Source organism: Pseudomonas sp. Z4-20 (assembly GCF_051131955.1).
GTDB classification, from domain to species: domain Bacteria; phylum Pseudomonadota; class Gammaproteobacteria; order Pseudomonadales; family Pseudomonadaceae; genus Aquipseudomonas; species Aquipseudomonas marvdashtae.
Window position 1 is genome coordinate 3712072 of sequence record NZ_CP071641.1, and the last position, 26351, is coordinate 3738422.

Annotated in this window: 21 protein-coding genes and 1 other RNA gene; 8 read left to right on the forward strand and 14 right to left on the reverse strand. The window is 61.3% G+C overall.

Going from position 1 to position 26351, the window contains the following annotated elements; genetic code table 11:
• Positions 1 to 40: 40 nt before the first annotated feature.
• On the forward strand, positions 41 to 589 hold the full coding sequence (locus J3P82_RS16825) for an adenine phosphoribosyltransferase (protein ID WP_186636626.1): 549 nt from the start codon (positions 41 to 43) through the stop codon (positions 587 to 589).
• Between the two features lie 50 nt (positions 590 to 639).
• On the opposite strand, the gene recR is transcribed toward J3P82_RS16825, so the two are convergent.
• The 4 genes from recR to dnaX all read right to left on the reverse strand — a co-directional run bounded on the left by recR (position 640) and on the right by dnaX (position 4991).
• Positions 640 to 1242, reverse strand: a complete 603-nt coding sequence (gene recR / locus J3P82_RS16830) for a recombination mediator RecR (protein ID WP_186636627.1) — start codon at positions 1240 to 1242, stop codon at positions 640 to 642.
• A 66-nt stretch (positions 1243 to 1308) separates the two neighbouring features.
• Positions 1309 to 2334, reverse strand: coding sequence for an NADP-dependent oxidoreductase (locus J3P82_RS16835; RefSeq protein WP_434557856.1), 1026 nt, complete (start codon positions 2332 to 2334; stop codon positions 1309 to 1311).
• A gap of 174 nt (positions 2335 to 2508) precedes the next feature.
• Positions 2509 to 2847, reverse strand: coding sequence for a YbaB/EbfC family nucleoid-associated protein (locus J3P82_RS16840; protein ID WP_003183512.1), 339 nt, complete (start codon positions 2845 to 2847; stop codon positions 2509 to 2511).
• 62 nt (positions 2848 to 2909) lie between these two features.
• Entirely contained in the window at positions 2910 to 4991 is a 2082-nt protein-coding gene (dnaX, locus tag J3P82_RS16845; protein WP_434557857.1) for a DNA polymerase III subunit gamma/tau, read from the reverse strand.
• Positions 4992 to 5135: 144 nt separating this feature from the next.
• On the opposite strand from dnaX, the gene J3P82_RS16850 reads away from it, so the two are divergent.
• Positions 5136 to 5903, forward strand: a complete 768-nt coding sequence (locus J3P82_RS16850; protein ID WP_434557858.1) for a substrate-binding periplasmic protein — start codon at positions 5136 to 5138, stop codon at positions 5901 to 5903.
• Here J3P82_RS16850 and J3P82_RS16855 read toward each other — a convergent pair.
• Complete coding sequence (locus tag J3P82_RS16855) at positions 5879 to 7597, reverse strand: putative bifunctional diguanylate cyclase/phosphodiesterase (RefSeq protein ID WP_434557859.1); 1719 nt, start codon at positions 7595 to 7597, stop codon at positions 5879 to 5881. The genes J3P82_RS16850 and J3P82_RS16855 overlap by 25 nt on opposite strands.
• Before the next feature lie 335 nt (positions 7598 to 7932).
• Here J3P82_RS16855 and J3P82_RS16860 point away from each other — a divergent pair, with 335 nt between their 5' ends.
• Positions 7933 to 8247, forward strand: coding sequence for a helix-turn-helix domain-containing protein (locus J3P82_RS16860; RefSeq protein WP_434557860.1), 315 nt, complete (start codon positions 7933 to 7935; stop codon positions 8245 to 8247).
• A gap of 47 nt (positions 8248 to 8294) precedes the next feature.
• A complete protein-coding gene (locus J3P82_RS16865; RefSeq protein WP_434557861.1) occupies positions 8295 to 8888 on the forward strand; it encodes a DUF4823 domain-containing protein in 594 nt (197 codons plus the stop codon).
• Positions 8889 to 9085: 197 nt separating this feature from the next.
• Here the strand turns inward: J3P82_RS16865 and ffs are convergent.
• The 8 genes from ffs to J3P82_RS16905 all read right to left on the reverse strand — a co-directional run bounded on the left by ffs (position 9086) and on the right by J3P82_RS16905 (position 19009).
• Positions 9086 to 9182, reverse strand: an RNA gene (ffs, locus tag J3P82_RS16870) — signal recognition particle sRNA small type.
• A gap of 123 nt (positions 9183 to 9305) precedes the next feature.
• A complete protein-coding gene (locus tag J3P82_RS16875; RefSeq protein WP_186636644.1) occupies positions 9306 to 10466 on the reverse strand; it encodes a zinc-binding metallopeptidase family protein in 1161 nt (386 codons plus the stop codon).
• Between the two features lie 98 nt (positions 10467 to 10564).
• The gene (locus tag J3P82_RS16880) at positions 10565 to 10975 is read right to left on the reverse strand and encodes a putative toxin-antitoxin system toxin component, PIN family (RefSeq protein ID WP_434557862.1); all 411 of its coding nucleotides are present in this window, start codon (positions 10973 to 10975) and stop codon (positions 10565 to 10567) included.
• Positions 10975 to 11214 (reverse strand): ribbon-helix-helix domain-containing protein, encoded by a 240-nt coding sequence (locus J3P82_RS16885; RefSeq protein ID WP_434557863.1) that lies wholly within the window; start codon positions 11212 to 11214, stop codon positions 10975 to 10977. Before J3P82_RS16885 ends, J3P82_RS16880 begins: the two co-directional genes overlap by 1 nt.
• A gap of 83 nt (positions 11215 to 11297) precedes the next feature.
• Complete coding sequence (ligA, locus tag J3P82_RS16890) at positions 11298 to 13655, reverse strand: NAD-dependent DNA ligase LigA (protein WP_434557864.1); 2358 nt, start codon at positions 13653 to 13655, stop codon at positions 11298 to 11300.
• A 148-nt stretch (positions 13656 to 13803) separates the two neighbouring features.
• Positions 13804 to 14649, reverse strand: coding sequence for a cell division protein ZipA (zipA, locus tag J3P82_RS16895; RefSeq protein WP_434557865.1), 846 nt, complete (start codon positions 14647 to 14649; stop codon positions 13804 to 13806).
• Positions 14650 to 14859: 210 nt separating this feature from the next.
• On the reverse strand, positions 14860 to 18348 hold the full coding sequence (gene smc / locus J3P82_RS16900) for a chromosome segregation protein SMC (protein WP_434557866.1): 3489 nt from the start codon (positions 18346 to 18348) through the stop codon (positions 14860 to 14862).
• 1 nt (position 18349) lies between these two features.
• Entirely contained in the window at positions 18350 to 19009 is a 660-nt protein-coding gene (locus J3P82_RS16905; RefSeq protein ID WP_434557867.1) for a GntR family transcriptional regulator, read from the reverse strand.
• 275 nt (positions 19010 to 19284) lie between these two features.
• Here J3P82_RS16905 and xdhA point away from each other — a divergent pair, with 275 nt between their 5' ends.
• The 4 genes from xdhA to guaD are packed head-to-tail and all read left to right on the forward strand — an operon-like array spanning position 19285 to position 25302.
• A complete protein-coding gene (gene xdhA, locus J3P82_RS16910) occupies positions 19285 to 20739 on the forward strand; it encodes a xanthine dehydrogenase small subunit (RefSeq protein ID WP_434557868.1) in 1455 nt (484 codons plus the stop codon).
• The gene (xdhB, locus tag J3P82_RS16915; RefSeq protein WP_434557869.1) at positions 20732 to 23125 is read left to right on the forward strand and encodes a xanthine dehydrogenase molybdopterin binding subunit; all 2394 of its coding nucleotides are present in this window, start codon (positions 20732 to 20734) and stop codon (positions 23123 to 23125) included. Before xdhA ends, xdhB begins: the two co-directional genes overlap by 8 nt.
• A 15-nt stretch (positions 23126 to 23140) precedes the next feature.
• On the forward strand, positions 23141 to 23977 hold the full coding sequence (gene xdhC, locus J3P82_RS16920; RefSeq protein ID WP_434557870.1) for a xanthine dehydrogenase accessory protein XdhC: 837 nt from the start codon (positions 23141 to 23143) through the stop codon (positions 23975 to 23977).
• 20 nt (positions 23978 to 23997) lie between these two features.
• Complete coding sequence (guaD, locus tag J3P82_RS16925) at positions 23998 to 25302, forward strand: guanine deaminase (RefSeq protein WP_434557871.1); 1305 nt, start codon at positions 23998 to 24000, stop codon at positions 25300 to 25302.
• 58 nt (positions 25303 to 25360) lie between these two features.
• On the opposite strand, the gene J3P82_RS16930 is transcribed toward guaD, so the two are convergent.
• Positions 25361 to 26125 carry a GntR family transcriptional regulator gene (locus J3P82_RS16930; protein WP_186636663.1) on the reverse strand — a complete coding sequence of 255 codons (765 nt, stop codon included), beginning with the start codon at positions 26123 to 26125 and terminating at the stop codon, positions 25361 to 25363.
• Between the last annotated feature and the right edge of the window lie 226 nt (positions 26126 to 26351).

Sequence of the window (26351 nt, forward strand, 5' to 3'; positions counted from 1 at the left end):
CTATACTGCGGCGTTTGCAGCCAGCCAGGACACTTCGACGATGGTCTTCGACTCCTTCGACATCAAATCCCTGATCCGCCCCGTTATTGACTTCCCCAAGCCCGGCGTGATCTTTCGCGACATTACTCCGTTGTTCCAGTCGCCCACCGCGCTGCGGCTGGTGATGGACAGCTTTGCCCATCGCTATGTCGAGGCCGGGTTCACGCATATCGGCGCGATGGATGCGCGAGGTTTCCTGATTGGCTCGATCCTGGCCTATCAACTGAACAAGCCGCTGGTGCTGTTCCGCAAGCAAGGCAAGCTGCCGGCCGACGTATTGGCCGAGGGCTACCAGACCGAATACGGCGAGGCCTTCCTGGAAGTTCACGCCGACAGCCTGTGCGAGGGTGATTCGGTGGTGATGTTCGATGACCTGATCGCCACGGGCGGCACGCTGATCGCCGCGGCCAACCTGATCCACCGCATGGGCGCGAAGGTCCATGAAGCGGCGGCGATAATCGATTTGCCAGAACTGCTCGGCTCCCAGCGCCTGGAAGACATGGGGATACCGACGTTTTGCCTGACGCAGTTTTCGCTCAGCGAACGATAATCGGCGCCCGACGGTAGAACGTGTGGAAGCGAGCCTGCTCGCTTCACACGTTACAACGCGATCGGCTTGCGCCCGGCAAACGAATGCGCCAATGTCCCACCATCCACTAACTCCAACTCGCCGCCCAGGGGCACGCCGTGGGCGATGCGGGAGGCGACCAGGCCTTTGTTGCTCAGCAGTTGGGCAATGTAGTGGGCGGTGGCTTCGCCTTCGACCGTCGGGTTCGTGGCAAGGATGACTTCGGTAAACGTACCCGCCTCCTCGACCCGCGCCATCAGTTGCGGAATGCCAATGGCCTCCGGCCCTAGCCCGTCGAGCGGCGATAAATGGCCCTTGAGCACGAAGTAGCGACCACGGAAACCGGTCTGCTCCACCGCGTACACGTCCATCGGCCCCTCCACCACGCAGAGCAGGCTGTCGTCCCGACGCGGGTCGGCGCATTGCGGACAAAGGTCGTCTTCCGTCAGGGTGCGGCACAAGCGGCAATGCCCTACCCCTTCCATCGCCTGGCTCAAGGCCTGGGCCAGGCGTGAGCCGCCACTGCGATCACGCTCAAGCAATTGCAACGCCATGCGCTGGGCGGTTTTCTGACCGACACCCGGCAAAGTTCGCAGGGCATCGATCAGTTGACGGATCAAAGGGCTGAAGCTCATGGAGGAAACGTCCGACATAACAACGAGACGCGGTTTATACCCGCGCCTCCGATTAGCGTCAAATACTCAATCGCGCGCCACCCGCACGACCAACTTGCCGAAGTTGCGCCCTTCCAGCAGACCGATAAATGCCTGTGGCGCGTTCTGGAGACCGTCGACAAGGTCTTCGCGGAACTTGACCCTGCCGTCGCGCACCCAGGGCGCCATGGCGCTGATGAATTCCGGCTGGCGATCACCGTAGTCATCAAACACGATGAAGCCCTGGATACGCACGCGCTTGGTCAGCAGCGTGCGCTGCAACTGCGGCAGACGATCCGGGCCACTCGACGGCTGACGATCGTTGTAGGAGGCGATCAATCCGCAGAGCGGGATGCGGGCCTTGGCATTGAGCAGCGGCACCACCGCGTCGAAGACTTTGCCACCGACATTTTCGTAATAGATGTCGATGCCCTGGTCGCAGGCCCGGGCCAGTTCTTGCGCAAAATTTTCGCTTCGATGATCGACGCAGGCGTCGAACCCCAGCTCGTCGACCACGTATTTGCACTTCTCGCTTCCGCCGGCCACGCCCACCACGCGCAGGCCCTTGATCTTCGCCACCTGGCCGACCACTGAACCGACCGCTCCCGACGCCGCGGCAACCACCAGGGTTTCCCCTGCCTTGGGTTGGCCGATGTCCATCAGACCCATGTAGGCGGTCATGCCCGGCATCCCCAGAACCCCCAGGGCCATTGAAGGGCTAGGCAATCCCGAGGGGATGGGAATGACATTGCGGCCGTCACTGATGCAGTGGCTTTGCCAACCCGTTGCACCCACCACCAGATCGCCTTCCTGGAACTTGGGATGCATCGAGCGCTCCACGCGGCTGACGGCGCCACCGGTCATCACCTCGTCGATTTGCACCGGCGCGGCGTAGGAAGGTGCGTCGCTCATGCGTCCGCGCATGTAGGGATCCAGCGACAGGAACAGCGTCTTGAGCAGGATCTGTCCCTGCGCCAGGTCCGGCAGCGTGACGTGTTCGAGACGAAAGTTTTCAGGGATGGGCGCACCTTCCGGGCGGGAAGCCAGGACGATGCGCTGGTTGGAAATCGACATGCAAGCGTCTCCTTGTTCGTTACGGGCACGTATAGGGAGCAGACCATTGCCGAAGGGGCGGCGTTCGATGTTTGTTCAGCCGAACGGCGCCAGTGACCGGCTGCATAGCGCAAACAAAAATGCCAGGCGCGATGCCTGGCATTGTGTGTAGCCCATCCCGATCGGGATGGCGAATCAGAACGGCAGTTTCATGCCCGGCGGCAACTGCATGCCAGCGGTCATGCCGGACATCTTGTCCTGGCTGTTGGCTTCGATCTTGCGCACGGCGTCGTTGACGGCGGCGGCGAACAGGGCTTCGAGCATTTCCTTGTCATCTTCGCTCAAGCCTTCGACCACGCTTGGGTCGATGCTGACGCGCTTGATGTCGTGGCGCCCGGTCATGACCACGGTCACCATGTCGCCGCCGGACTTGCCGGTGACTTCAGCGTTGGCCAGCTCTTCCTGCATCTTGGCCATTTTTTCCTGCATCTGCTGCGCCTGCTTCATCAGGCCGGCCATGCCACCTTTCATCATGGGAATCACCTCGAAAGTACGTGAATAAACACAGCGCCCGGCGTTCGGCCCGGCGCTTTCAGTTATGAGCCCTGGGTGACCGGGGCCTCGACAGGTTCGATAGTATCGTGACGGACCACGGCGCCGAACTGTTGCATCATCTGCTGGATGAACGGATCGCCGTGGATCGACTCCTCCGCCTCGCGCTGACGGTCGGCACGGCGGCGGGACGCAGCCTGTGCCGGGGTTTCCTGCTCGGGCTTGATCAGCTCGATGGTCAACGTCAGGGGGCGCTGGTGGTATTGGTTCAGCGCATCGTTGAGACGACGCTGTTGGGTCGCATTGAACAGCGCGCTGTGGGCCGGGTCCAGGTGCAACAGCCAGTGGTCGCCTTCCACGGAAATCAACGTGCAGTTTGCAGCGATGCTGCCTGTCATGCCGCTGATCGGCAGTTTCGGGAACAGCTCCAGCCATTGCAAGGCCAGCCCTGTGGCTGGCATCGCCGCGGGTTCCGGCTCGGGCTCCGGTGCTGGCTCGGCGGCATGCTCGCTGGCCAGGTCGTCCAGGTAGCTGTAGGCCGAATCCATGTCCGGCTCGATGTAATCCTCGTCCAACGGCGGCTCGTCATCCAGGTCGCTGCCCGGCGTGGCGACATCGACGTCCGCCACCGTCGGCTCGGGCACCGGCGCGGCGACCCACTCGGGCGCGTCGGGCACCACGCTGTCCGGCGTCGGCATGGGCATGGGCGGCAATTCGGGCTGCTCGGCGACCGTTTCCAGCACCGGTTCCACAGCAGGCTGCAGGACGACCTCCGGCTCGACCGGGTCGTTCCAGGGCAGATCGATGACTTCTTCGGCGACAGGCTGGGGCAACGCCTCAACGACCGGCTCCGGTTCGGGCTCCGGTTCAGGCATGGTAACGACAGGATTCGGGGCCGGTTGGGCGACAGGCGCCACTGCGGCCGGAGCAGAAGCCGCTGCCGACGCGACATTGGGCGTGGCAGCCACTGGCTTGGCGGAATCAGCTGTGGCCTGGCTGATCCCCACTGGCTTTAGCACCTGTCTCGGCGCTTCCGGCGTATCGGCGGGCCGGAACGCGAGCATTCGCAGCAGCACCATTTCGAAGCCGCCTCGCGGGTCCGGTGCCAAAGGCAGGTCGCGGCGGCCGATCAAGCCCATCTGGTAATAGAACTGCACGTCTTCGGCCGGCAGCACCTGGGCCAGGGCCAATACGCGATCGCGGTCGCCATGACCGTTGTCAACGCCGTCCGGCAACGCCTGGGCGATGGCGACACGGTGCAGCACATTGAGGATTTCCGAGAGCACGCCATTCCAGTCCGGCCCCTGCTCGGCCAGGTGACGCACCGCTTCGAGGAGCGCCTTCGCGTCGCCTTCGATCAGCGCATGCAGCACGTCGTAGACCTGGCCGTGATCGAGAGTGCCGAGCATGGCGCGCACATCGGCGGACATGACCTTGCCTTCACCGAAAGCGATGGCCTGGTCGGTCAAGCTCATGGCGTCGCGCATCGAACCGTCGGCGGCGCGGCCCAGCAGCCACAGCGCGTCGTCTTCGAACGGCACGTTCTCGACGCCCAGGACGTGGGTCAAATGCTCGACGACCCGTTCCGGCGTCATGTTCTTCAGGGAGAACTGCAGGCACCGCGAGAGAATCGTTGCAGGAAGTTTCTGCGGATCGGTGGTCGCCAGGATGAACTTGACGTAGGGCGGCGGTTCTTCGAGGGTCTTGAGCAACGCATTGAAGGAATGGCTGGAGAGCATGTGCACTTCGTCGATCAGGTAGACCTTGAAGCGCCCACGGCTCGGCGCGTACTGGACGTTGTCGAGCAACTCACGGGTGTCTTCGACCTTGGTGCGGCTGGCGGCGTCGATCTCGATCAGGTCGACGAAACGACCTTCGTCGATTTCCCGGCAAACCGAGCATTCGCCGCAGGGGGTCGAAGTGATGCCGGTTTCACAGTTCAGGCACTTGGCGATGATCCGCGCAATGGTGGTCTTGCCCACGCCCCGGGTGCCGGTGAACAGGTAGGCATGGTGCAGCCGCTGGCTGTCCAAGGCATTGATCAGAGCCTTGAGCACATGGGTCTGGCCGACCATTTCGCGGAACGAGCGCGGACGCCATTTACGTGCAAGAACCTGATAACTCATCGAAAACCGTCGCAACGAAGGAACATAAGCGGCTAATGCTAGCGGAGCAGGGGCGAAATTGCATCCGGTGTGCTCGTCTAATGTGGCTAAGCTTGGACCTGAAGGCTCGGTTGTCGACACGGTTGGGCACTGTCAGGAGAGTTTATGCGTTCGGCCATGGGGGCTTTGCTGCTGTTGACTACGGGATGTTTCGCCGACGAGGTCCCCTTGCGTTTCGCCATTACCGACGGCTGGGCCATGCCCATGGTGCAGATCGAGCGAGGCCACCCGACCCAAGGCATCCTGCCGGACATCATGACCAGCCTGGCAACCCGGGTGGGCATGCCTGCGCAATTTCATGTCCTGGCTCGCGCACGACTGGACAGCGCCATGGAACATGGCGAAATAGACATGCGCTGTTACGTCTCGCCTGATTGGGTGAAGGACAAAGGCCCCGACTACCTTTGGAGCGTTCCGCTGTTCTTTCAGCGCGACGTGCTCGTCAGCGCGACCGGCACCGGCGAAAAAATCGCCCCGGCGGCGCTGGCGCAGCAATCGATCGGCACCGTGCTCAGCTACCGCTACCCTACCTTGCAACCTTTGTTCGACAGCGGCCATCTGCGGCGCGACGATGCGCGCAGCCAGGATCAGGTGTTGGCGAAACTGTTGGCCGGGCGCTATCGTTATGCGGTCAGCAATCAATGGGCGCTGGATTGGTTCAACCAACGGCATGGCGCCGACCGACAGCTGCATGAGGTTGCGGTCCTCCAGGAACAGCAACTGAGCTGCTATGTGCGCAATGACCCGGAAATTCCAGCGCAACGCATTCTGCGCACCTTGCTGAAAATGAAAATGTCCGGGGAAATCGACGCGATCATCCAGCTCTACACCGGTCGCAGCGAGGGGTCTCAGAGCGGCGCCGTATCGCCCTGAGCACCCGGCCGACTCTGCCACTGCGGCGGCGGGACGAAGCTTCTTACCCAGCCCGGCACCCGGTTGGCGGGCATGGGCCGGGCGATGAAGTAGCCTTGCGCCACTTCACATCCCAGGCGCAGCAGCACCTGTCCGTGCTCAAGACTGTCGAGGCCCTCCGCGACCACCTGCCGGCCAAACGCCCGAGCCAGACCGATCACGGCTTCGGTCAGCGCAAGATCGTCCCGGTCATCTAGCATATCGCGCACGAAGGTCTTGTCGATCTTGATGGTTTGCGTATGTAGGTGCTTGAGGTCATTGAGCGAACAATAGCCCGTACCGAAACCGCCCAATGAAAACCCCACGCCCAAGGCCTGGCACGCCTGTAGACAGGCGCTGACGTGCGCGAGGTTTTCCACGGCGACCGACTCCACGATCTGCAGGTCGAGCATGCGCGGCAACACCGCTGGGTGCTGCTCCAACTTCCGTTGCAGCCGCTCGACGAAATCCGCTCGCTGGAAATGGCGGGCCGATATATTGATGCTCACCGGCCAGCCCTGCCCCACCTGTTGCCATCGTTGTAGCTGAGTCAGCACTTGTCCCATGACCCATTCGCCGATCTCGACAATCAGGTCCGTCTCTTCTACCAGCGGCAGGAATTCGCGTGGCGGCACCAGGCCACGCTGCGGATGCTTCCAGCGCAACAAAGCTTCCAGACCGACCACGGTGCCATTGCGCATATTGACCTTGGGCTGGAAATACAATCGCAATTCATTGCTGGCCAAGGCCTGTCGGACCCGTTCGACGGTCTGGTAAGTTGCACGCACCTCTTTGTCCCGGGACACGTCGAACAGGTGAAACCGATTGCGACCGCTCTGCTTGGCCACGTACATCGCCTGGTCGGCGTGGCGCAGCAACGTGTCGGCGTCTTCGTTATCCCAGGGAGACAGCGTCACACCGATGCTGGCAAAAACGTTGATGCTCTTGCCATCAATGGCATAGGGCATGGACACGGCGATCAACACCCGATTCAACGCGGCATGCAATTCGTCCATGCCACACACATGTCGCAGCACCAACACGAACTCATCCCCGGCCAGGCGCGCCACGACGTCGTCGCCGCGCACAATGCTGCGCAACCGCCTGGCGACTTCCACGAGCAAGCGATCACCGCTGGCGTGGCCATAACCGTCGTTGACTGCCTTGAAGCCATCCAGATCAAGCATGCAAACCGCCAGGGGTAGATTCTCTCCCCGGGAAAATTCCAAGGCCTGGTCCAGCAGTTCGGACAAGTAGGTACGATTGGGCAGTCCAGTCAGCACATCGTGCCCGACCCGCCATTGCAGGGAATGCAGCAGCCGGCGCTTTTCGCTGACATCGAAGCGAATCGCCAGGTATCGCTCGACGAGCCCTGTCGCTTCGTCAGTCATCGGTACCAGGGTGGTGTCGACCCAGTGCAGCGTACCGTCCTTGGATCGATTGCAGATCTCGCCCTTCCAGATCTCCCCCAACGCGATGGTGCGCCACATCGCGCTGAAGAATTCGCTGGGGTGCTGGCCGGAATTGAGCAACCTGTGGTTCGCCCCCAGCAGCTCATCGCGCCGGAAGCCAAACAGATCGCAGAATTGATCGTTGACGTAAGTGATGCGACCGCTCAAATCGGTTTCGGAAAAGATCGCGGCGGCGTCAACGGCCCTGCGGTACTTCTTATCCATCGAAGCAGTCATCCATGAGTCAGGCTCGTTTGGCGCGCGCGGTTGCACCGCCCCCGGACGGGCGAAAATCAACCAGGCTCAAATACCTTGATAAAGCTGGAGCACGGACGCTGGCGGTGCGACCTGAATGCTCCAGGCCCCGCCTTGTGTCGCTGCAAGAAGCGCGAGCCCCGGTCCTTTTACTCGCCCGGCTTCAGAAGCAGATCACCAAATTCACGTGCCAAAGACCGATTCTACGAAACGCATCACATTTTGCAAAGCAAGGTGATGGAACAAGCGGTTGCCTAATGCGAAAATCTATCGTTAAGTTCTTGATTCTGAATGGGAATTAAGCGATGCAAATTTCAAGTCTGGGCTCAGCCATCAGACGCTACCGCAAAGTAGCGGGGCTTACTCAGGCTGAACTTGGCGAAAAGACCGGTTTTGACCCGAAAACCATCAGCCGCTTCGAAACCGGCACCTACACCCCCAGCGTCGAAGCGTTATTCCTGCTTGCCAATGTATTGGACGTCCAGCCTAAAGCGTTTTTCGCCGACATGGCCGATGAAGACGAGCAGCGGGCGTACTTGTTCAATGTCATTCACAAAGCTACTTCGAAGGACCTGGGGAAGCTGATTGCGGCGGTTGACCAGGCGCTGGGCAAGTCTTGATGCATAAAAAGACGTTTCGATAGCACCACCGGCCAGATGGTGGCACATTGACAACCCGACGCAAGCTATCGGACCAGCATCTTGACGATGCCCTCTCGCCTCATCAATGCGAATCGAAAATCAAAGGGAACACAGTGCATAAACTTTCGATCATTCTTATTTCGATACTTGCTACAGGCTGTACAGCTAAATATGCACAACAGGATGTATCCACCAGCGAGGCAAAACTTGATCGGCAACTGCCCATCACAATTGCCACGCCCGCCGACGGACGCTACGAAACGACGTCTTACTCCGCGTCCGGTGACATGACCGCTGCTGCCGTCAAGAAAGCCTTCTCTCTTTATTCCAACCGCGTGACAGTTGTGAACTCATGTCGTGAACTGGAGTGTCTGAGACAAGGCAACCCGTTGGGTTACTACGTCGTCCCGCAAATCCTGCACTGGGAAGAACGCGCGACGGAATGGTCAGGTATCCCCGACAGAATTGAAGTGAAGCTGGCCATTTACGGACCGACAGGAGAGCAACCGCTGGAATCAACCGTCCTGTCTGGTAAAAGCAAATGGGCGACCTTTGGCGGGGATCATCCGCAGGATTTGCTGGATGAGCCGATTTCCGGGTATGTGAAAGCGCAATACTGATCGACGAAAACAAGGGTCGGCCCTGTTCGGCCCTGTTCCTTTGGCTGCGGAGCTTGAATTCATGTCGACCGCTGTCATCCGGCATAAAGTGCAGACACGACAATTTTGAAATCGTTGATGACGGCGCAGATGTCGAGGGTAGGAGGGTCGAAACTGGGCAAACCTTGCGAACGAAGGCCTGGGCGTTATGGAGGCAACCCCACCAGCCACACCCCGGCACACAATGTTCCCGCTGTGGCTGCTTCCTTCCGGATCTGACCAGGTTCACGGGTAATCGTTGCGGGGGGACCGATGGGGTCACCATAACGACGCCCGCCTGACGGCGAGCCGCGCCATTGTACCTATCTGGCGGGAAGTTACAACCGTTGGCACGGGATTAAAAACTCATGGCCTTCAAGCACTTGTAGGTGCGCGCAGCTACAACAGCACCGCATCCGCCCGACCACCCTCCTCCTGGATCACCAGATGGATGAAATGCAGCTTGGTGATGACCGCCGCCGGTACGACGAACGGGTAGAAATCCGGCTGGCCCATGCTGCGCGAGAGTTCGTTGAGCATCCCAGCCAACTCGATCCAGGCGTTGACGAATGACAGGAACGCCGCGCCGCCCGCGTGCTCCGGGTCGAACAGGGTTTCGGGTGGGAATGGTTGGTAGTCGAAATCCATTTCCCGGGCGCTCATGCCAAAGCCCAGCGCCGTGTCGACCGCGTCCATCATGTGCAGGTAATGGGCCCAGGTCTCGGCCCAGTCTTCCCAAGGGTGCATGGTGGCGTAGGCGCTGACGTACCGGGTTTGCCAATCCAGCGGCGCGCCTTGCTGATAGTGGCGCTCCAGGGCTTCGGAATAGCTGGCGCGCTCATCGCCGAACAATGCGCGAAATGGCTCCAGCCAATGACTGTCGGCGACCAATCGATCCCAATAATAGTGCCCCACCTCATGGCGAAAATGTCCGAGCAAGGTGCGATACGGCTCGCGCATCTGCTGGCGCACGTGCTCGCGATGGGCATCGTCGGCCTCTTTGATATCGAGAGTGATCAGCCCACTGGCATGTCCAGTGGTCGGCGGCTTGCCGTCGAGGTCGACACCGATGAAGTCGAAGGCCAGGCCGATGTTTTCATCGGCAGTCTTGGGAATCACCGGCAAGCCGAGGGTAATCAGCTGGGCCACCAGGCGCCGCTTGGCGGTTTCAACCTTGCGCCAGCGCTCAGGATTTTCCGCAACCGACAAGTCTGGAATGGTGCGATTCAAGCTGCAGGCGATGCACAAGGTGTCATGCCCGTTCGCCGGCAACAGCCAGTTGCAGGCCGCTGGTGTATCAAGATTGGCGCAACGCCTGAACAGCCCGGCCTGCGGATCGACATCCAGGGTCCAGGTGCCCGGTTGCTCGCCGGGTTGCAGAGACGACAGGCGGCTCTGCTCCGGCTGATAGCCCAGCGCCGCCAGGCATGCCAGGCATTGGCTGTTGCGAAAGAACAAGGACTGGCCGCAACGACACGGCCAGATCTTGCTGTTCCGTGACCGATCGCCCAGGAACGGCGCGGCGATGCGTGAGCTCAGTTGTTCGAAGAAGCGGTACATGGCGGTCTCTCCCTTGAGCCTGCAAGACTAGATCATCCACTACCCTTGATCGTTCCATGCTCTGCGCCACCCATGCTCGTCGAACCACAGCTCAAAGATCAAAGCACTTCGGAACAGAACACGCCGGGCGTCACTATCCGGGTACGCTCTATGTGCCCACGCTGCAATAGACCAGCGCGGCGATCCCCAGTCACTAGATAATCAGCACCGCCAGCCAAAGCCATGGCGAGCAAAAACGAGTCATCCGGATCATCGGCTTCATCCACAATGGTCAGACGCTCCAACACGAGCGCCCGCTGCAGGTTATTGATCATGGCACCCACTTTAGCGGGTTGAAGGATGGCTTGAAGCTTGGGATAGCGGCTAGCTCTGCGGATTTCATCGAGCTGCATCCGCGAAGTCACCACTTCGAAACGTGCCGCCCGCCAGGCACGGTAAATCGCATCGGGTGCACCGTGTGGCGAGATCAGCGCGCTAAATAAAATGTTGGTATCCAACACGACCCGCATCAGCGCTTACGGGCCCAGTCGAGCGCCTCATCAACAATTGAGGTAAGTTCTGCTTCACTCACGCTCGCTGTGGCCGCCTTGGCCTGCTCTGCCGTCAGTTCCAGGATATGTGCCTGCACCGCTTCTTCAATGAAGCGTGACAGGTCTCCCTTGCGGCCGCCTCCTTGGCTGGCCAGGAACATCCGAAGCGCCTGGTCAGTATCGGATGAGACGGCGACGTTCCAGCGAACCGTATTCATTGCGTTTCCTCTCCTGATAGGTGTTTGTGTGTTTATACACCTATCAACCGCTTCGAGACAACGCTCGCCGTGAACCAACGCACTCAAACAGTCATGCCATGCTTGCTCAGGAAATCGACAAACGCTTGTTCATCGAGCACCTTGAGCCCCAGCTCATTGGCCTTGGTCAGCTTCGAGCCTGCCCCAGGCCCTGCCACGACGCAGTGGGTTTTCGCCGAGACGGAACCGGCCACCTTGGCCCCCAGGCTTTCCAATTTGTCCTTGGCAACGTCGCGACTCATCAGTTCCAGCGAACCGGTCAGTACCCAGGTGTGCCCGGCCTCGGGCAAGCCTTCGACGACTTTTTTCTCGCTCTGCCAGTGCATGCCGAAGTCCCGCAGCTGCTGCTCCGCGGCCATGGCCTGCTCGCGGTTGGCGGCAATAGCGAAGAATTCGCGCACAGCATTGGCCTGCTTTTCCGGCAGTGCCTGGCGCATGTCCAGCCAGTCGGCGTCCATGACAGCTTCGAGTGAGCCGAACTTGTCCGCGAGTTTTTGTGCACCGCCCGGCCCTACCGAAGGAATGTGCAGCTTGTCCAGGAAACCGCCAAGGGTGGTGCTGGCGGAAAACTCGGCGCCCAGCTCGCCCTGGTCCTGGATCTCGAGCCCATGGCGCAGCAAGTCCTTGATGACCTGGCGATTGTGCGAGTCTTCAAAGAAACTGTGAATCTCGTGGGCGACTTCCAGGCCGACGTCCGGCAAGTACGTGAGCACTTGAGGCAAGGCGGCTTGCACGCGCTCCAGCGAACCGAGGGAGCGGGCCAGGACCTTGGCGGTTTCCTCGCCGACGTCCGGTATGCCGAGCGCATAGATGAATCGCGCCAGACTCGGCTTCTTGCTGTCGACGATGGCCGCCAGCAGGTTCTTGCTCGACAGCTCGGCGAAACCTTCCAGGTCGACGACTTGCTCGAACGTCAGCGCGTACAGGTCGGCGGGTGAGCCCACCAAGCCTTCATCCACCAACTGCTCGACACTCTTTTCGCCCAGGCCCTCGATGTCCATGGCCCGGCGCGAGACAAAGTGGATGATCGCCTGCTTGAGCTGCGCGCCACAGGCCAGGCGACCGACGCAGCGATACACCGCGCCTTCGCTGACGGTCTCACGGCCCTTGCTGCGCTTGATCAGTTGTGTGCGCTCGACGTGAGAGCCGCAGACCGGACATTGCCGGGGCACCTCCACCGCACGGGCGTTGTCCGGACGGCGCTCGGTGACGACTTGCACCACTTGCGGGATCACGTCGCCGGCGCGGCGGATGATCACCGTGTCACCGATCATCAGGCCCAGGCGCGCCACTTCGTCCATGTTATGCAGCGTGGCGTTGGCCACGGTCACGCCGGCGACCTTGACCGGCTTGAGCCGGGCCACAGGCGTGACGGCGCCGGTGCGACCGACTTGGAATTCCACGTCCAGCAACTCGGTGAGTTCTTCGCTGGCGGGGAATTTATGGGCGATGGCCCAGCGCGGCTCCCGGGCGCGGAAACCCAGTTCGCGCTGCGAGGCGATGCTGTTGACCTTGAACACGACGCCGTCGATTTCGTAGGGCAGCCCATTACGCCGCTCGCCGATGTCATGGTAGTAGTCCAGGCATTCGTCGATGCCGTGGGCCAACTTCAATTCGCGACTGATGGGCAGGCCCCAGGCTTTCAGTTGCCTGAGATTGCCGATGTGGGTGTCGGCGATGTCCGAGGACACCTGGCCGATGCCATAGCAACAGAACTCCAGGGGACGGTTGGCGGTGATCTTGGAATCCAACTGGCGCAGGCTGCCCGCCGCCGCGTTGCGCGGATTGGCAAAGGTCTTGCCGCCCGCCTCCAGTTGCGTGGCGTTGAGCCGCTCGAAACCGGCCTTGGACATGTAGACCTCGCCACGCACTTCCAACACCGGCGGCCAGCCAGTGCCCTGCAACTTGAGCGGAATATTACGCACGGTGCGGACGTTGACGCTGATGTCCTCGCCCGTTGTCCCGTCACCACGCGTCGCCCCGCGTACCAGCATGCCGTCCTGATACAACAGGCTGACCGCCAGGCCATCGAGCTTCGGCTCGCAGCTATATTCCACCGCCGCGCCACCGCCCAGCAGATCGCCCATGGGCAGGTCGAGGCCTTCGGTTACCCGCCGGTCGAATTCGCGCATGGTGGTTTCGTCGAAGGCGTTGCCCAGGCTCAGCATTGGTATTTCATGGCGCACCTGACTGAACGCCGAGAGCGCCACACTGCCGACCCGCTGGGTGGGAGAGTCGCTGGTCACAAGCTCCGGGTGCTGCTCCTCCAAGGCCTTGAGCTCGTGGAACAGTCGGTCATACTCGGCGTCCGGGATGCTGGGTTCATCGAGGACGTGGTAGCGATAGTTATGCTGGTCCAGCTCGGTACGCAGCTGTTGAATACGGGTTTCGACGGCGTTCATGGTGTTCTCTCATAAAGCAAAAGAGCAGCCGAGGCTGCTCATTTTTTCAAGACTTTTTTGGGAGGGCTTCGCCTGGAGCGCCAGCCCGGCCCAGCGGGAGCAAGCTCCCTCGCCACAAAAAGCCTTAGCCACAACGACTCTGGCGACTTCAGCGCTTTTGGGTCAGCGCCCGGCGCTCGAATTCAACGATGCGCTGGCGGTAATGCTCGATGGTCTGGGCGGTCAGCACGCTGCGCTGGTCATCCTTCAGTTCGCCGTTGAGCTCCTGGGACAGCTTGCGAGCCGCGGCCACCATTACGTCAAAAGCCTGCTTGGGATGGCGCGGACCTGGCAGCCCCAGGAAGAAGCTCACCGCAGGGGTGCTGAAATGGTCGATGTCGTCCAGGTCGAAGACGCCAGGCTTGACGGCGTTGGCCATGGAGAACAGCACCTCGCCATTGCCGGCCATGCTTTCGTGACGGTGGAAAATATCCATCTCGCCGAAACGCAGGCCACTTTCCAGAATGTTCTGCAGCAGTGCCGGGCCCTTGAAGCCGGCCGGATCGCGGCAGATCACGCTGATCACCAGCACTTCTTCGGCCTGGGCCTGTTCCTTGTCGCTGCCAGATGGCTTGCTCTCGTCCGGGAAGTCGCCGTCGCGGCTGCTGAAGCTCGGGCCGCCATCGAGGTCGAGATTGAGGTTCAAATCCCCCTGGGACGGCTCGCTGTTGCGCTTGCCACGCTTGGAACCCGACTCCTTCGGCTCACGCGCAGGCGCGCTCATCGACGGCAGGTCGTGCTCGTCCAACTGCGGCTCCTTGTGGGTGTCCAGCACCCGGGGCGGGCCCAGCAGCTCGGCGCTATCATCCTCATCGGGCAGGTTCGACAGGCTGCGGTCCAGGCGAAACTTGAGTTTCCCCTTGCCGCCGCGCATGCGACGCCAGCCGTCAAAAAGAATACCGGCAATGACTATGATGCCGATGACGATCAGCCACTCGCGCAGACCGATTTCCATGTAATCCCGTGCCTCTATAAAAATGCTGAAAAATAAGGGGCTTAGCTATTTGCAAACCGCTTTAAAACGTGGCGCCAACTCTATGTTCTGAATGGCGTTTTGCCCACGCATACGAAAAATTGACATTAAACTAGCATGACCTGCAGATACAAGCTACAAGCCGGAAGCCACAAGCCGCCTCACTTGCAGCTTGCCGCTTGAAGCTCGCAGCTAACTGTCCACCATCGCCATGGCTTCTTCCACATCCACCGCCACCAGCCGCGAACAACCCGGCTCATGCATGGTCACGCCCATCAACTGATCGGCCATCTCCATGGCGATCTTGTTGTGGGTGATATAGATGAACTGCACCGTCTCGGACATTTCCTTCACCAACCGCGCGTAACGGCCGACGTTGGCGTCGTCCAGCGGTGCGTCGACTTCGTCGAGCATGCAGAACGGCGCTGGGTTCAATTTGAAAATGGCAAATACCAGGGCCAAGGCCGTCAGGGCTTTTTCGCCACCGGAGAGCAAATGGATGGTGCTGTTCTTCTTGCCAGGAGGACGCGCCATGATTGTCACCCCAGTATCGAGTAGATCTTCGCCCGTCAGTTCCAAATAGGCGCTGCCGCCGCCGAATACTTTTGGGAAAAGCGCCTGCAATCCAGCGTTGATCTGATCAAAGGTATCCTTGAAGCGATTGCGGGTTTCCTTGTCGATCTTGCGAATGACGTTCTCCAGCGTCTCCAGCGCTTCCACCAGATCATCGTTCTGGGCGTCCAGGTAACGCTTGCGCTCGGACTGCTGCTGGTACTCGTCGATGGCGGCCAGGTTGATCGCGCCCAGGCGCTGGATGCGCTGGGCAATGCGCTCGAGCTCTTCCTCGGCGTCTTTCTCGTTGGCACCCGCGACCAAGGTGGCGAGCACGCCGTTGAGGTCGTAGCCGTCCTCCAGCAACTGATCCTGCAAAGCCTTGCGGCGCACGGTCAGGGCTTGCCATTCCATGCGCTGCTGTTCCATCTGGCCGCGTATCAGCTGGGATTGCTGCTCGGCCTGGCTGCGGCGCTTCTCGGCATCGCGCAGTTCGCGGTCGGCATCCTCCAAGGCGATCTGCGCGGTCTTGAGTTCCTCGTCGACGCTCATGCGCTTGTCGAGCAACTCTTCGAGCTTGAGGCGCAGCTCTTCCAGCGGCGCCTCGCCCTCCTCCAGGTTGAGGCTCAGCTGCTCGCGTTTTTCCGTCAGGCGTTCGGACTGCATTTCCAGGCGTTCCAAGGCCTGGCGCGTGGAATCGTATTGCGCCCTCAGCGAGCCAAGACGCACCGCCAATTGATGGGCATGGTCCTTGTGCTGACGCGCTTCCTGGCGCACCCGATCGAGGCGCTCGCGCAGGCTGTCGCGCTGGGCCAACAGCAATTCACGCTGCTCGGTGTCCAGCGCCATCGCATCGAGGGCGTCTTGCAGTTGCAATCGCGCTTCGCCGATCTGCTCATATTCCAACGCCCGTTGCTCGCCCAGCTCGGCGATTTCTTCATCGAGACGGGTGCGACGCAGGGCCAATTGCTCGACCTTGGCCTTGCCGGCGGACAGCTGCGCCTTGAGCTCGCCTTGCTGGCGCGCTTCGTCCTGCAACAACCGACGCAAGTGTTCACGGCCATTCTCCTGCTGACGCTGTTGTGCGCGCAGGTTCTGCAATTCGGTTTCCAGGGCTTCGACGCTGGCTTCGCGCTCTTCACGCTCGGCGCCCAGTTGCTGGATTTCCTGGCCGCGGGCGAGCATGCCGCTCTCGGCTTCGCCGGCCCGCCGCACCCTGAGGAAATGCCGACCCACCCAATATCCGTCAGGGCTGATCAGGCTTTCGCCGGGAGCCAGTTGCCCGCGCAGGACCAACGCCTGTTCAAGGCTGTCCACCGGCTTGACCTGCCCCAGCCAGGGCGACAGGTCCACCTGGGCCTCGACTTTGTCGAGCAGGCTGCCAGGCACTCGGACGCCGTCGCCGGCCGGACTGAGCAGGCGCAGATCACCCTGTGCAAAACCGGAAAGATCGAAGCCAGCGAAATCATCCACCAGCACCGCTTGCAGGTCGGCTCCCAACACGGTTTCCACCGCCAGCTCCCAGCCAGCGTCGACCTTCAGCCCTTCAGCCAAGCGCGGGCGTTCGGCCAGGTGCTGGTTGCGCAGCCATTCGGCCGTCCCGGTGCCAGGGTCGAGCGCGGCTTGCTGCAAGGCTTCAAGCGAGGCGAGGCGCCCGTTGAGCCGCTGCAATTCGCCCTGGGCTTGCTGCTGGTTCTGCAACGCCAGTTGCAAGGCCTGGCGCAGTTGCTCAAGGCGTTCGACCTGGGCGTCTTCGCTGGCTTGCAAATCCTCGAGGGTGGCTTCGCTGGCGGCCAGTTGTTCGCCCAGCTCCAGAATCGCTGCGTCTTCCGGGTCAGCAGCGAGCAATGCCCGTTCTTCAGTCAGGCGGCGCTGCCGTTCGGCCAGGCGCTCCATGCTGGTTTCCAGCTGCTGGATGCGTGACTGCTGGACTTCAGCCTGGCGCCGTGGTTCGGCGGAGGTGAGGTTGAAGCTGTCCCACTGCTCTTGCCAGCCGTGCATGGTCAGCTCGGCTTCCTCCAGGGCAGCGGCGGCTTCTTCGGCGGCGGCGCTGGTGATTTCTTGCTCCGGTGTGAGCCGGTCCAGTTCCTCGCCCAGAGTCAGCAACAAGGTGCGGTCATGCCCGAGGTGGGATTCGGTTTCCAGGCGCGCGCGCTCGGCCTCCTTCAAATCGTCCTGCAACTGACGCAGGCGTTGCTGGCCATGCTGGATGCTCTGTTCAACCCGGGCGATGTCGCCGCCCACCGAATAGAAGCGCCCTTGCACCAGATTGAAGCGCTCGGAGAGTTCATGGTGCCCGTCGCGCAAGCGCTCGATGGCCGCATCGGCGTTGCGCTGTTCGGCCACCAACGCTTCGAAGCTGACTTCCTGGTTGCCGATGATCGCCTCGCGCTGGCCGACCTGTTCGTTCAACGCTTGCCAGCGCAGGGCCGACAGCTGGGCCTTGAGCTGGCGCTCTTCGCCCTTGTATTCCTGGTACTTCTTCGCGGCTTCGGCTTGACGGTGCAGACGTTCAAGCTGGCGCTCGAGTTCTTCGCGCAAGTCGGTCAGGCGCGCCAGATTTTCATGGGTACGGCGGATACGGTTTTCGGTCTCGCGACGCCGTTCCTTGTACTTGGAAATGCCGGCTGCTTCTTCGATGAAATTACGCAAATCTTCCGGCTTGGCCTCGATCAGCTTGGAGATCATGCCCTGCTCGATGATCGAATAGCTGCGCGGCCCGAGACCGGTGCCGAGGAAGATGTCGGTGATATCGCGGCGACGGCATTTGGTGCCGTTGAGGAAATAACTGTTCTGGCTGTCGCGGGTCACTTTGCGGCGGATGGAGATCTCCGCGTAGGCAGCGTATTCGCCAATCAGGGTGCCGTCCGAGTTATCGAACACCAGCTCGATACTGGCCTGGCTCACCGGTTTACGGCTGGTGGAGCCGTTGAAGATGACGTCGGTCATCGACTCGCCGCGCAAATTCTTGGCCGAGCTCTCGCCCATCACCCAGCGCACGGCGTCGATGATGTTCGACTTACCGCAACCATTGGGTCCGACCACCGCCGCCATGTTGCTGGGGAAGTTCACCGTGGTCGGGTCGACGAAAGACTTGAACCCCGCCAGCTTGATGCACTTGAGTCGCACGTCAGGCCGCCGTCAGGGCAGAAACCACCAGATCGCAACTGCGCTGGGCGTAGGCCGCCAGCACGATGCGGATCTGCGGCAAATCACGCGCCAGCACGGCGGCGAGCAGGCGCTGGAACAGGTCGAGGAATTCGCTCATCTCCGCCTTGCGCTGTTCAAGGGCGAGGAAATAAGCCCGGCTCATCGCCGGCTGCAGGTTTTCGACGGTTTCCTGCAAATACGGATTGTTGGCGAATGGATAAGCGGCGCGCATCACGCTGAAGCTTTCATCGACGAAGGTGCGAATGTCCTGGCGCTCGAAAGCCTCCCGGAGGCGCTGCTGGATCGCGACGAACGGCGCCATGTCGGCCTGTTCCTCCCAGCCATTGGCCACGGCGTTGCCGAGCAGGATGTACAGCTCGCTCATCAACGCGCATAGGCTGCGTACTTTGTGCTCGGTGAGTTCGGTCACGTGGGCGCCACGGCGCGGCAGGATGGCGATCAGATGACGCCTCTCCAGAATCAGCAACGCCTCGCGGACCGAGCCGCGGCTGACGTTGAGCGCCAGCGTGACCTTCTGTTCCTGGATGCGCTCCCCCGGCTTCATTTCGCCGCGAATGATCCGCTCGGCGAGGTGGTGGGCGATTTGCTCGGCGAGGCTGTCCGGGGCCTTGAACGTCATGGTTGTCCTTCAAACTCTTCGATTTGCACAAGCGGCGCAGTGTAGCGCACTCAATACGTCATGGCGCAGGGCCTGCACCGGGTTTTTGGCACGATATAAGCAAAAAATTAGCTGCAAGCTTCAAGCTTTGAGCTTCAAGCTTTTGACTTGTAGCTCGTAGCTTGTCACCTGCAGCTGATTTCTGACCTTTGAGTCAGAAAATCATTGACCGAAAAGTCAGACCTGCTAAATTCGGTCCACGTCGATACAACAATAATGATTCTGCGAGGCCTTCCGTGATCCAGTTTTTACTCAACCAGGAACTCCGTAGCGAGCATGCCCTGGACCCGAACCTGACCGTGCTCAACTATCTGCGAGAGCACGTCGGCAAATCCGGCACCAAGGAAGGCTGCGCCAGCGGCGACTGCGGTGCCTGCACGGTGGTAGTGGGCGAATTGGACACGGACCAAAGCGGTCTCGAACGCATTCGCTACCGCAGCCTCAATTCATGCCTGACCTTTGTCTCCTCGCTGCACGGCAAGCAACTGATCAGTGTCGAGGATCTCAAGCACAAGGGCCAACTGCACAGCGTCCAACAGGCGATGGTCGATTGCCACGGCTCGCAGTGCGGTTTCTGCACGCCGGGCTTTGTCATGTCGTTGTTCGCCCTGCAGAAAAACAGCGAGCAACCCGACGCCCACAAAGCCCATGAAGCGCTCGCGGGCAATCTGTGCCGCTGCACGGGCTATCGGCCGATCCTGGCCGCCGCCGACCAGGCCTGCCGCGCTAGACAGCCAGACCAGTTCGACGCCAGCGAGGCCGAGACCATTTCGCGCCTCAAAGCCATCGCTCCGACCCAAACCGGCGAACTCAATAGCGGCGACAAGCGCTGCCTGGTGCCGCTGACCGTGGCCGACCTCGCCGACCTCTACGACGCCTATCCCCAGGCGCGCCTGCTGGCCGGCGGCACTGACCTGGCGTTGGAAGTCACCCAGTTCCACCGCCCCCTGCCGGTGATGATCTATGTCGGCAACGTCGCCGAGCTCAAGCGCATCGAGCATTTCGATGATCGCCTCGAGATCGGCGCCGCGACCGCGCTCTCCGATTGCTATGAGGCGCTGAACGCCGAATACCCGGACTTCGGCGAACTGCTGCAACGCTTCGCCTCGTTGCAGATCCGCAACCAGGGCACCCTGGGTGGCAACATTGGCAACGCCTCGCCCATCGGCGACTCGCCGCCCCTGCTGATCGCGCTCGGGGCGCAGATCGTGCTCTGCAAAGGCCAGGTCCGCCGCACCCTGGCCCTGGAGGACTATTTCATCGATTACCGGGTCACCGCCCGCCAGGAAAGCGAATTCATCGAGAAGATCATCGTGCCGCGGGCCAGCGCCGAACAGGCATTTCGCGCCTACAAGGTTTCCAAGCGCCTGGACGACGATATTTCAGCCGTGTGCGCGGCATTCAACCTGCGCATCGACAACGGCGTGGTCCGTGACGCCCGCGTCGCCTTTGGCGGCATGGCCGCCACACCCAAGCGCGCCAAACATTGCGAAGCGGTCCTGACCGGTGCGCCTTGGACCAACAGCACCGTCGAACGCGCCTGCATTGCCCTGGCCGAGGACTTCACGCCGCTGTCGGATTTCCGCGCCAGCAAGGAATACCGCCTGCTCAGCGCGCAAAACCTGTTGCGCAAATACTTCATCGAACTGCAAACGCCGCACATCGAGACTCGGGTGACCGCTTATGTCTAACCATCACGCCGTAGAGAAGACCCAAGCCGAACTGGCCGAACTGTTCGCCCGTGACCTCACCACCGGCGTGGGTCGCAGCGTCAAGCATGACAGCGCCACCAAGCACGTGTCCGGCGAAGCCCAGTACATCGATGATCGCCTGGAGTTTCCCAACCAGCTGCACGTGTATGCCCGGCTGTCGGACCACGCCCACGCCCGGATCATCCGCATCGACACCACGCCTTGCTACGCCTTCGAGGGCGTGCGCATCGCCATTACCCATGCAGACATTCCAGGCCTGAAGGACATCGGCCCGCTGCTGCCCGGTGACCCGTTGCTGGCGATTGATGATGTGCAGTTCGTCGGGCAACCGGTACTGGCGGTCGCGGCCAAGGACCTCGAGACTGCACGCAAGGCGGCCATGGCCGCGATCATTGAATACGAAGACCTCGAACCCGTGCTGGATGTGGTCGAGGCGCTGCGCAAACGGCACTTCGTGCTGGACAGCCATACCCACCAGCGCGGCGATTCGGCCACCGCGCTGGCGAGCGCCGAGCACCGCATCCAGGGCTCGCTGCACATCGGCGGCCAGGAGCACTTTTACCTGGAAACCCAGATCTCCTCGGTAATGCCCACTGAAGACGGCGGGATGATCGTCTACTGCTCGACCCAGAATCCCACCGAAGTACAGAAACTGGTGGCCGAGGTGCTCGGTGTATCGATGAACAAAGTCGTGGTGGACATGCGTCGCATGGGCGGCGGCTTTGGCGGCAAGGAAACCCAGGCCGCCAGCCCGGCGTGCCTGTGCGCCGTCATCGCGCACCTCACCGGCCAGCCGACCAAGATGCGCCTGCCCCGGGTGGAGGACATGCTGATGACCGGCAAGCGCCACCCGTTCTATATCGAGTACGACGTCGGCTTCGACAGCAACGGACGGCTGCACGGCATCGCCCTGGAACTGGCCGGCAACTGCGGGTGCTCGCCGGACCTGTCGGCGTCGATTGTCGACCGGGCGATGTTCCATGCCGACAACGCCTATTACTTGGGCGATGCGACCATCAATGGTCATCGCTGCAAGACCAACACCGCGTCGAACACCGCCTACCGGGGTTTCGGCGGACCGCAGGGCATGGTGGCCATCGAAGAAGTGATGGATGCGATTGCGCGGCATCTGGAGCTCGATCCGCTGGCCGTGCGCAAGGCCAACTACTACGGCAAGACCGAGCGCAACGTCACGCATTACTACCAGACCGTCGAGCACAACATGCTCGAGGAAATGACCGCCGAGCTTGAGCAAAGCAGCCAGTACGCCGAGCGCCGCGAAGCGATCCGCCGCTACAACGCAGGCAGCCCGATCCTGAAAAAAGGCCTGGCGCTGACGCCCGTGAAGTTCGGTATCTCGTTCACCGCCAGCTTCCTAAACCAGGCCGGGGCGCTGATTCACGTCTACACCGACGGCAGCATCCACCTGAACCATGGCGGCACGGAAATGGGCCAAGGGCTCAACACCAAGGTCGCTCAAGTCGTGGCGCAGGTGTTCCAGGTAGAAATGGACCGCGTGCAGATCACCGCGACCAACACCGACAAAGTGCCGAACACCTCGCCCACCGCCGCCTCCAGCGGGGCCGACCTGAACGGCAAGGCCGCGCAAAACGCTGCTGAAAACATCAAGCAACGCCTGGTGGAGTTCGCCGCGCGGCAGTACAAGGTCAGCGAAGAAGATGTCGAATTCCACAACGGCCATGTGCGGGTTCGCGATCACATCCTGAGCTTCGAGGCGCTGGTGCAGCAGGCGTATTTCGCCCAGGTCTCGCTGTCGAGCACCGGCTTCTACAAGACCCCGAAAATCTACTACGACCGCAGCCAGGCCCGTGGCCGGCCATTCTACTATTTCGCCTATGGCGCGGCGTGTGCCGAGGTGATCGTCGATACGCTCACCGGCGAGTACAAGATGCTGCGTACCGACATCCTCCACGATGTCGGCGCCTCGCTGAACCCGGCCATCGACATTGGCCAGGTCGAAGGCGGTTTCATCCAGGGCATGGGCTGGCTGACCATGGAAGAGCTGGTGTGGAACGACAAGGGCAAGCTGATGACCAATGGCCCGGCCAGCTACAAGATCCCGGCGGTGGCCGACATGCCGCTGGACCTGCGGGTCAAGTTGGTGGAAAACCGCAAGAACCCTGAAGACACGGTGTTCCACTCCAAAGCCGTGGGCGAGCCGCCATTCATGCTCGGCATCGCCGCGTGGTGCGCCATCAAGGACGCCGTGGCGAGCCTGGGCGACTACAGGCATCAGCCGAAAATCGACGCCCCGGCGACACCGGAGCGGGTGTTGTGGGGGTGTGAGCAGATGCGCGGATTGAAGGTTGCCAGCGTTGAGAAAGTTGAAGCCGAAATCGTCTGATCAGTCGAGGTGAACATGTACAACTGGATCTGCGCCCTCGCGGACCTGCAAGATCGCGGCGAACCCTGCGTGCTGGTGACGATCATCGAAGAGCTCGGCTCCACGCCGCGCAACGCTGGTTCGAAGATGGTCATCAGCGCCGACCAGGCATTCGACACCATTGGCGGCGGGCACCTGGAATACAAGGCCATGGAGCTCGCCAGGCAGATGCTTGCCAGTGGGCAACAAAACACCCATCTGCAGCGCTTCAGCCTCGGTGCCAGCCTGGGCCAATGCTGCGGCGGCGTCACCGTGCTGCTGTTCGAACCGATGGGCCAGGTACAGGCGCAGATCGCCGTGTTCGGCGCCGGCCACGTCGGTCGCGCCCTGGTACCGTTGCTGGCGAGCCTGCCTTGCCGGGTGCGCTGGATCGACTCACGGCAAGCGGAGTTCCCCGAGCACCTGCCCCACGGCGTGCGCAAGATCGTCACCGACGAGCCGCTGGATGAAGTCGACGAGTTGCCCGCCGGCAGCTACTGCATCGTCATGACCCACAATCATCAGCTCGACCTTGAACTGAGCGCCGCGATCCTCAAGCGCAACGACTTCGCCTACTTCGGCCTGATTGGTTCGAAGACCAAGCGGGTCAAGTTCGAGCATCGCCTGCGCGACCGCGGCTTCGACAGCAGCACCCTGCAACGCATGCGTTGCCCGATGGGCATCGGCGAAGTCAAAGGCAAGTTGCCTGTGGAAATTGCCATCTCCATCGCCGGCGAAATCATCGCCACCTATAACGCGGATTTCGGCCAGCACACCTCGCGCGCCGAACCCATTGCCAAGTTGCTGCCGGTTTCACGCCGCAGCCAGCGTTGATTCATTATCGAGAAACTTCCATGCCCCTGACACGCAAAGCCTACCGTGCCGCCCTGCTCCACAGTCTCGCCGACCCGGCCGAAGTGGGAATAGAGGCGTCTTATGAATATTTCGAAGACGGTCTGTTGGTGGTAGAAAACGGCCAAATCAGCGCCATCGGTCACGCCAACGACCTGCTGCCGACCCTGGCGGCGGATATCGAGATCACGCATTACCAAGACGCACTGATCACACCCGGTTTCATCGACACCCATATTCATCTTCCGCAGACCGGCATGGTGGGCGCCTATGGCGAGCAACTGCTGGACTGGCTCAACACCTACACCTTCCCGTGTGAAAGCCAGTTCGCCGACCAGGCCCACGCCGACGCCGTGGCGGATATTTTCGTCAAGGAACTGCTGCGCAACGGCACCACCACCGCCCTGGTATTCGGTAGTGTGCACCCGCAATCGGTGAACGCGTTTTTCGAGGTCGCCGAGAAGCTCGACCTGCGGATGATCGCCGGCAAGGTCATGATGGACCGCAACGCCCCGGACTATCTCGTCGATACCGCCGAGTCCAGCTACAACGAGAGCAAGGCACTGATCGAACGCTGGCACGGCAAGGGCCGCCTGCATTACGCCGTGACCCCGCGTTTCGCGCCGACCAGCACACCCGAACAGTTGACCCTGGCCGGCCAATTGCTCAGTGAATACCCGGACCTGTACATGCAGACTCACATCAGTGAAAACCTGCAGGAGGTCCAATGGGTCAAGGAGCTGTTTCCTGAGCGCAAGGGCTACCTGGACGTCTACGACCACTACCAATTGCTCGGCGAGCGTTCGGTGTTCGCCCACGGCGTGCACCTGTGCGATGACGAATGCGCGCGACTGGCGCAGACCGGTTCGGCGATCGCGTTCTGCCCGACCTCGAACCTGTTCCTGGGCAGCGGCCTGTTCGACCTGCCGATGGCCGAGAAGCACAAGGTGAATGTCGGCTTGGGCACCGACGTGGGCGGCGGCACCAGTTTTTCACTGCTGCAAACCCTGAACGAAGCCTACAAAGTGATGCAACTGCAAGGCGCGCGACTGAGCCCATTCAAGTCGTTATACCTGGCCACGCTCGGCGGCGCCCGGGCCTTGCGCCTGGAAAACAATATCGGCACCTTGCAACCGGGCACCGATGCGGATTTCCTGGTGTTGGACTACAACGCCACGCCGTTGTCGAGCTATCGCCTGAAGCAGGCCAAGGACATTGCCGAGCGGTTGTTTGTCTTGATGACGCTGGGGGATGACCGGACGGTGGCGCGCACTTATGCGGCCGGCAAATTGGTGCATCAGCGCTAGTTTTTTTGATCGTTGATGATCGTTCCCGCGCTCTGCGTGGGAACGATCCGAGTCGGGGTTACAGCTTGGCCGTCGAACGTCCGGGCTTCTTACTTTGCAGCAGATGCGAGAACACCGCATGCAAGTCATCCGAAGCGCTTTCTTCGTCGAGGTTGAGCTTGCTGTCGATGTGGTCCATGTGATGCATCATCAAGTTCACCGCCAAGGCGGCGTCGCGGGCTTCGATGGCGTCTATCAACTGGGTATGTTCGTCATAGGAACAGTGGGAACGGTTGCCGCTCTCGTACTGGGCAATGATCAATGAAGTCTGGGAAACCAGGCTGCGCTGGAAGCTGATCAACGGCGCATTTTTTGCCGCCTCGGCCAGCTTGAGGTGGAACTCGCCCGACAAGCGGATGCCGGCGCCGCGGTCACCGCGGGAAAAGCTGTCGCGCTCGTCGCTGACCATCTGCCGCAGCTCGGCAAGCTGCTCGGCAGTGGCGTGCTGCACCGCCAGTTCAGTGATCGCCTTCTCCACCATGCGCCGGGCAAAGAACACCTGGCGCGCCTCTTCGACACTCGGGCTGGCCACCACCGCGCCGCGGTTGGGTCGCAACAACACCACGCCTTCGTGGGCCAGGCGTGACAGTGCACGGCGAATGATGGTGCGGCTGACTCCGAAAATTTCCCCCAGCGCCTCTTCGCTCAATTTTGTACCGGGCGCCAGGCGCTGTTCGAGGATGGCCTCGAAAATATGCGCATAGACAATATCGTCCTGGGTTCCGCTGCGGCCGGCTTTGCCTGCTCGCGGTTGTTTCTTGAGGGGCTGCAACTGTTCGTTCATGGGCACTCGAGTCGGGAGAACTGCGGCGATTTAACCGTGACTGTAATACGGCACAGCGGGTCGCTGGCAAGTATTGCGTAAAAAACACGGCGATTGTACACAACCTCTGATGGCAACACGACTGTACGGCTGTTTGCGGGCATGGCTGTATCGCAATCGGCAACTGTCTTGAGTTTAGGCTTAAACCCGAAACCCGGGGCCCTCAAGGCCAGTCAATCTACAACAA

Coding starts and splice junctions, on each gene's coding strand:
- J3P82_RS16825 (WP_186636626.1), top strand. CDS start 41: ATGGTCTTCGACTCCTTCGACATCAAATCCCTGATCCGCCCCGTTATT.
- recR (WP_186636627.1), bottom strand. CDS start 1,242: ATGAGCTTCAGCCCTTTGATCCGTCAACTGATCGATGCCCTGCGAACT.
- J3P82_RS16835 (WP_434557856.1), bottom strand. CDS start 2,334: ATGTCGATTTCCAACCAGCGCATCGTCCTGGCTTCCCGCCCGGAAGGT.
- J3P82_RS16840 (WP_003183512.1), bottom strand. CDS start 2,847: ATGATGAAAGGTGGCATGGCCGGCCTGATGAAGCAGGCGCAGCAGATG.
- dnaX (WP_434557857.1), bottom strand. CDS start 4,991: ATGAGTTATCAGGTTCTTGCACGTAAATGGCGTCCGCGCTCGTTCCGC.
- J3P82_RS16850 (WP_434557858.1), top strand. CDS start 5,136: ATGCGTTCGGCCATGGGGGCTTTGCTGCTGTTGACTACGGGATGTTTC.
- J3P82_RS16855 (WP_434557859.1), bottom strand. CDS start 7,597: ATGGATAAGAAGTACCGCAGGGCCGTTGACGCCGCCGCGATCTTTTCC.
- J3P82_RS16860 (WP_434557860.1), top strand. CDS start 7,933: ATGCAAATTTCAAGTCTGGGCTCAGCCATCAGACGCTACCGCAAAGTA.
- J3P82_RS16875 (WP_186636644.1), bottom strand. CDS start 10,466: ATGTACCGCTTCTTCGAACAACTGAGCTCACGCATCGCCGCGCCGTTC.
- J3P82_RS16880 (WP_434557862.1), bottom strand. CDS start 10,975: ATGCGGGTCGTGTTGGATACCAACATTTTATTTAGCGCGCTGATCTCG.
- J3P82_RS16885 (WP_434557863.1), bottom strand. CDS start 11,214: ATGAATACGGTTCGCTGGAACGTCGCCGTCTCATCCGATACTGACCAG.
- ligA (WP_434557864.1), bottom strand. CDS start 13,655: ATGAACGCCGTCGAAACCCGTATTCAACAGCTGCGTACCGAGCTGGAC.
- zipA (WP_434557865.1), bottom strand. CDS start 14,649: ATGGAAATCGGTCTGCGCGAGTGGCTGATCGTCATCGGCATCATAGTC.
- J3P82_RS16905 (WP_434557867.1), bottom strand. CDS start 19,009: ATGACGTTCAAGGCCCCGGACAGCCTCGCCGAGCAAATCGCCCACCAC.
- xdhB (WP_434557869.1), top strand. CDS start 20,732: ATGTCTAACCATCACGCCGTAGAGAAGACCCAAGCCGAACTGGCCGAA.
- xdhC (WP_434557870.1), top strand. CDS start 23,141: ATGTACAACTGGATCTGCGCCCTCGCGGACCTGCAAGATCGCGGCGAA.
- guaD (WP_434557871.1), top strand. CDS start 23,998: ATGCCCCTGACACGCAAAGCCTACCGTGCCGCCCTGCTCCACAGTCTC.
- J3P82_RS16930 (WP_186636663.1), bottom strand. CDS start 26,125: ATGAACGAACAGTTGCAGCCCCTCAAGAAACAACCGCGAGCAGGCAAA.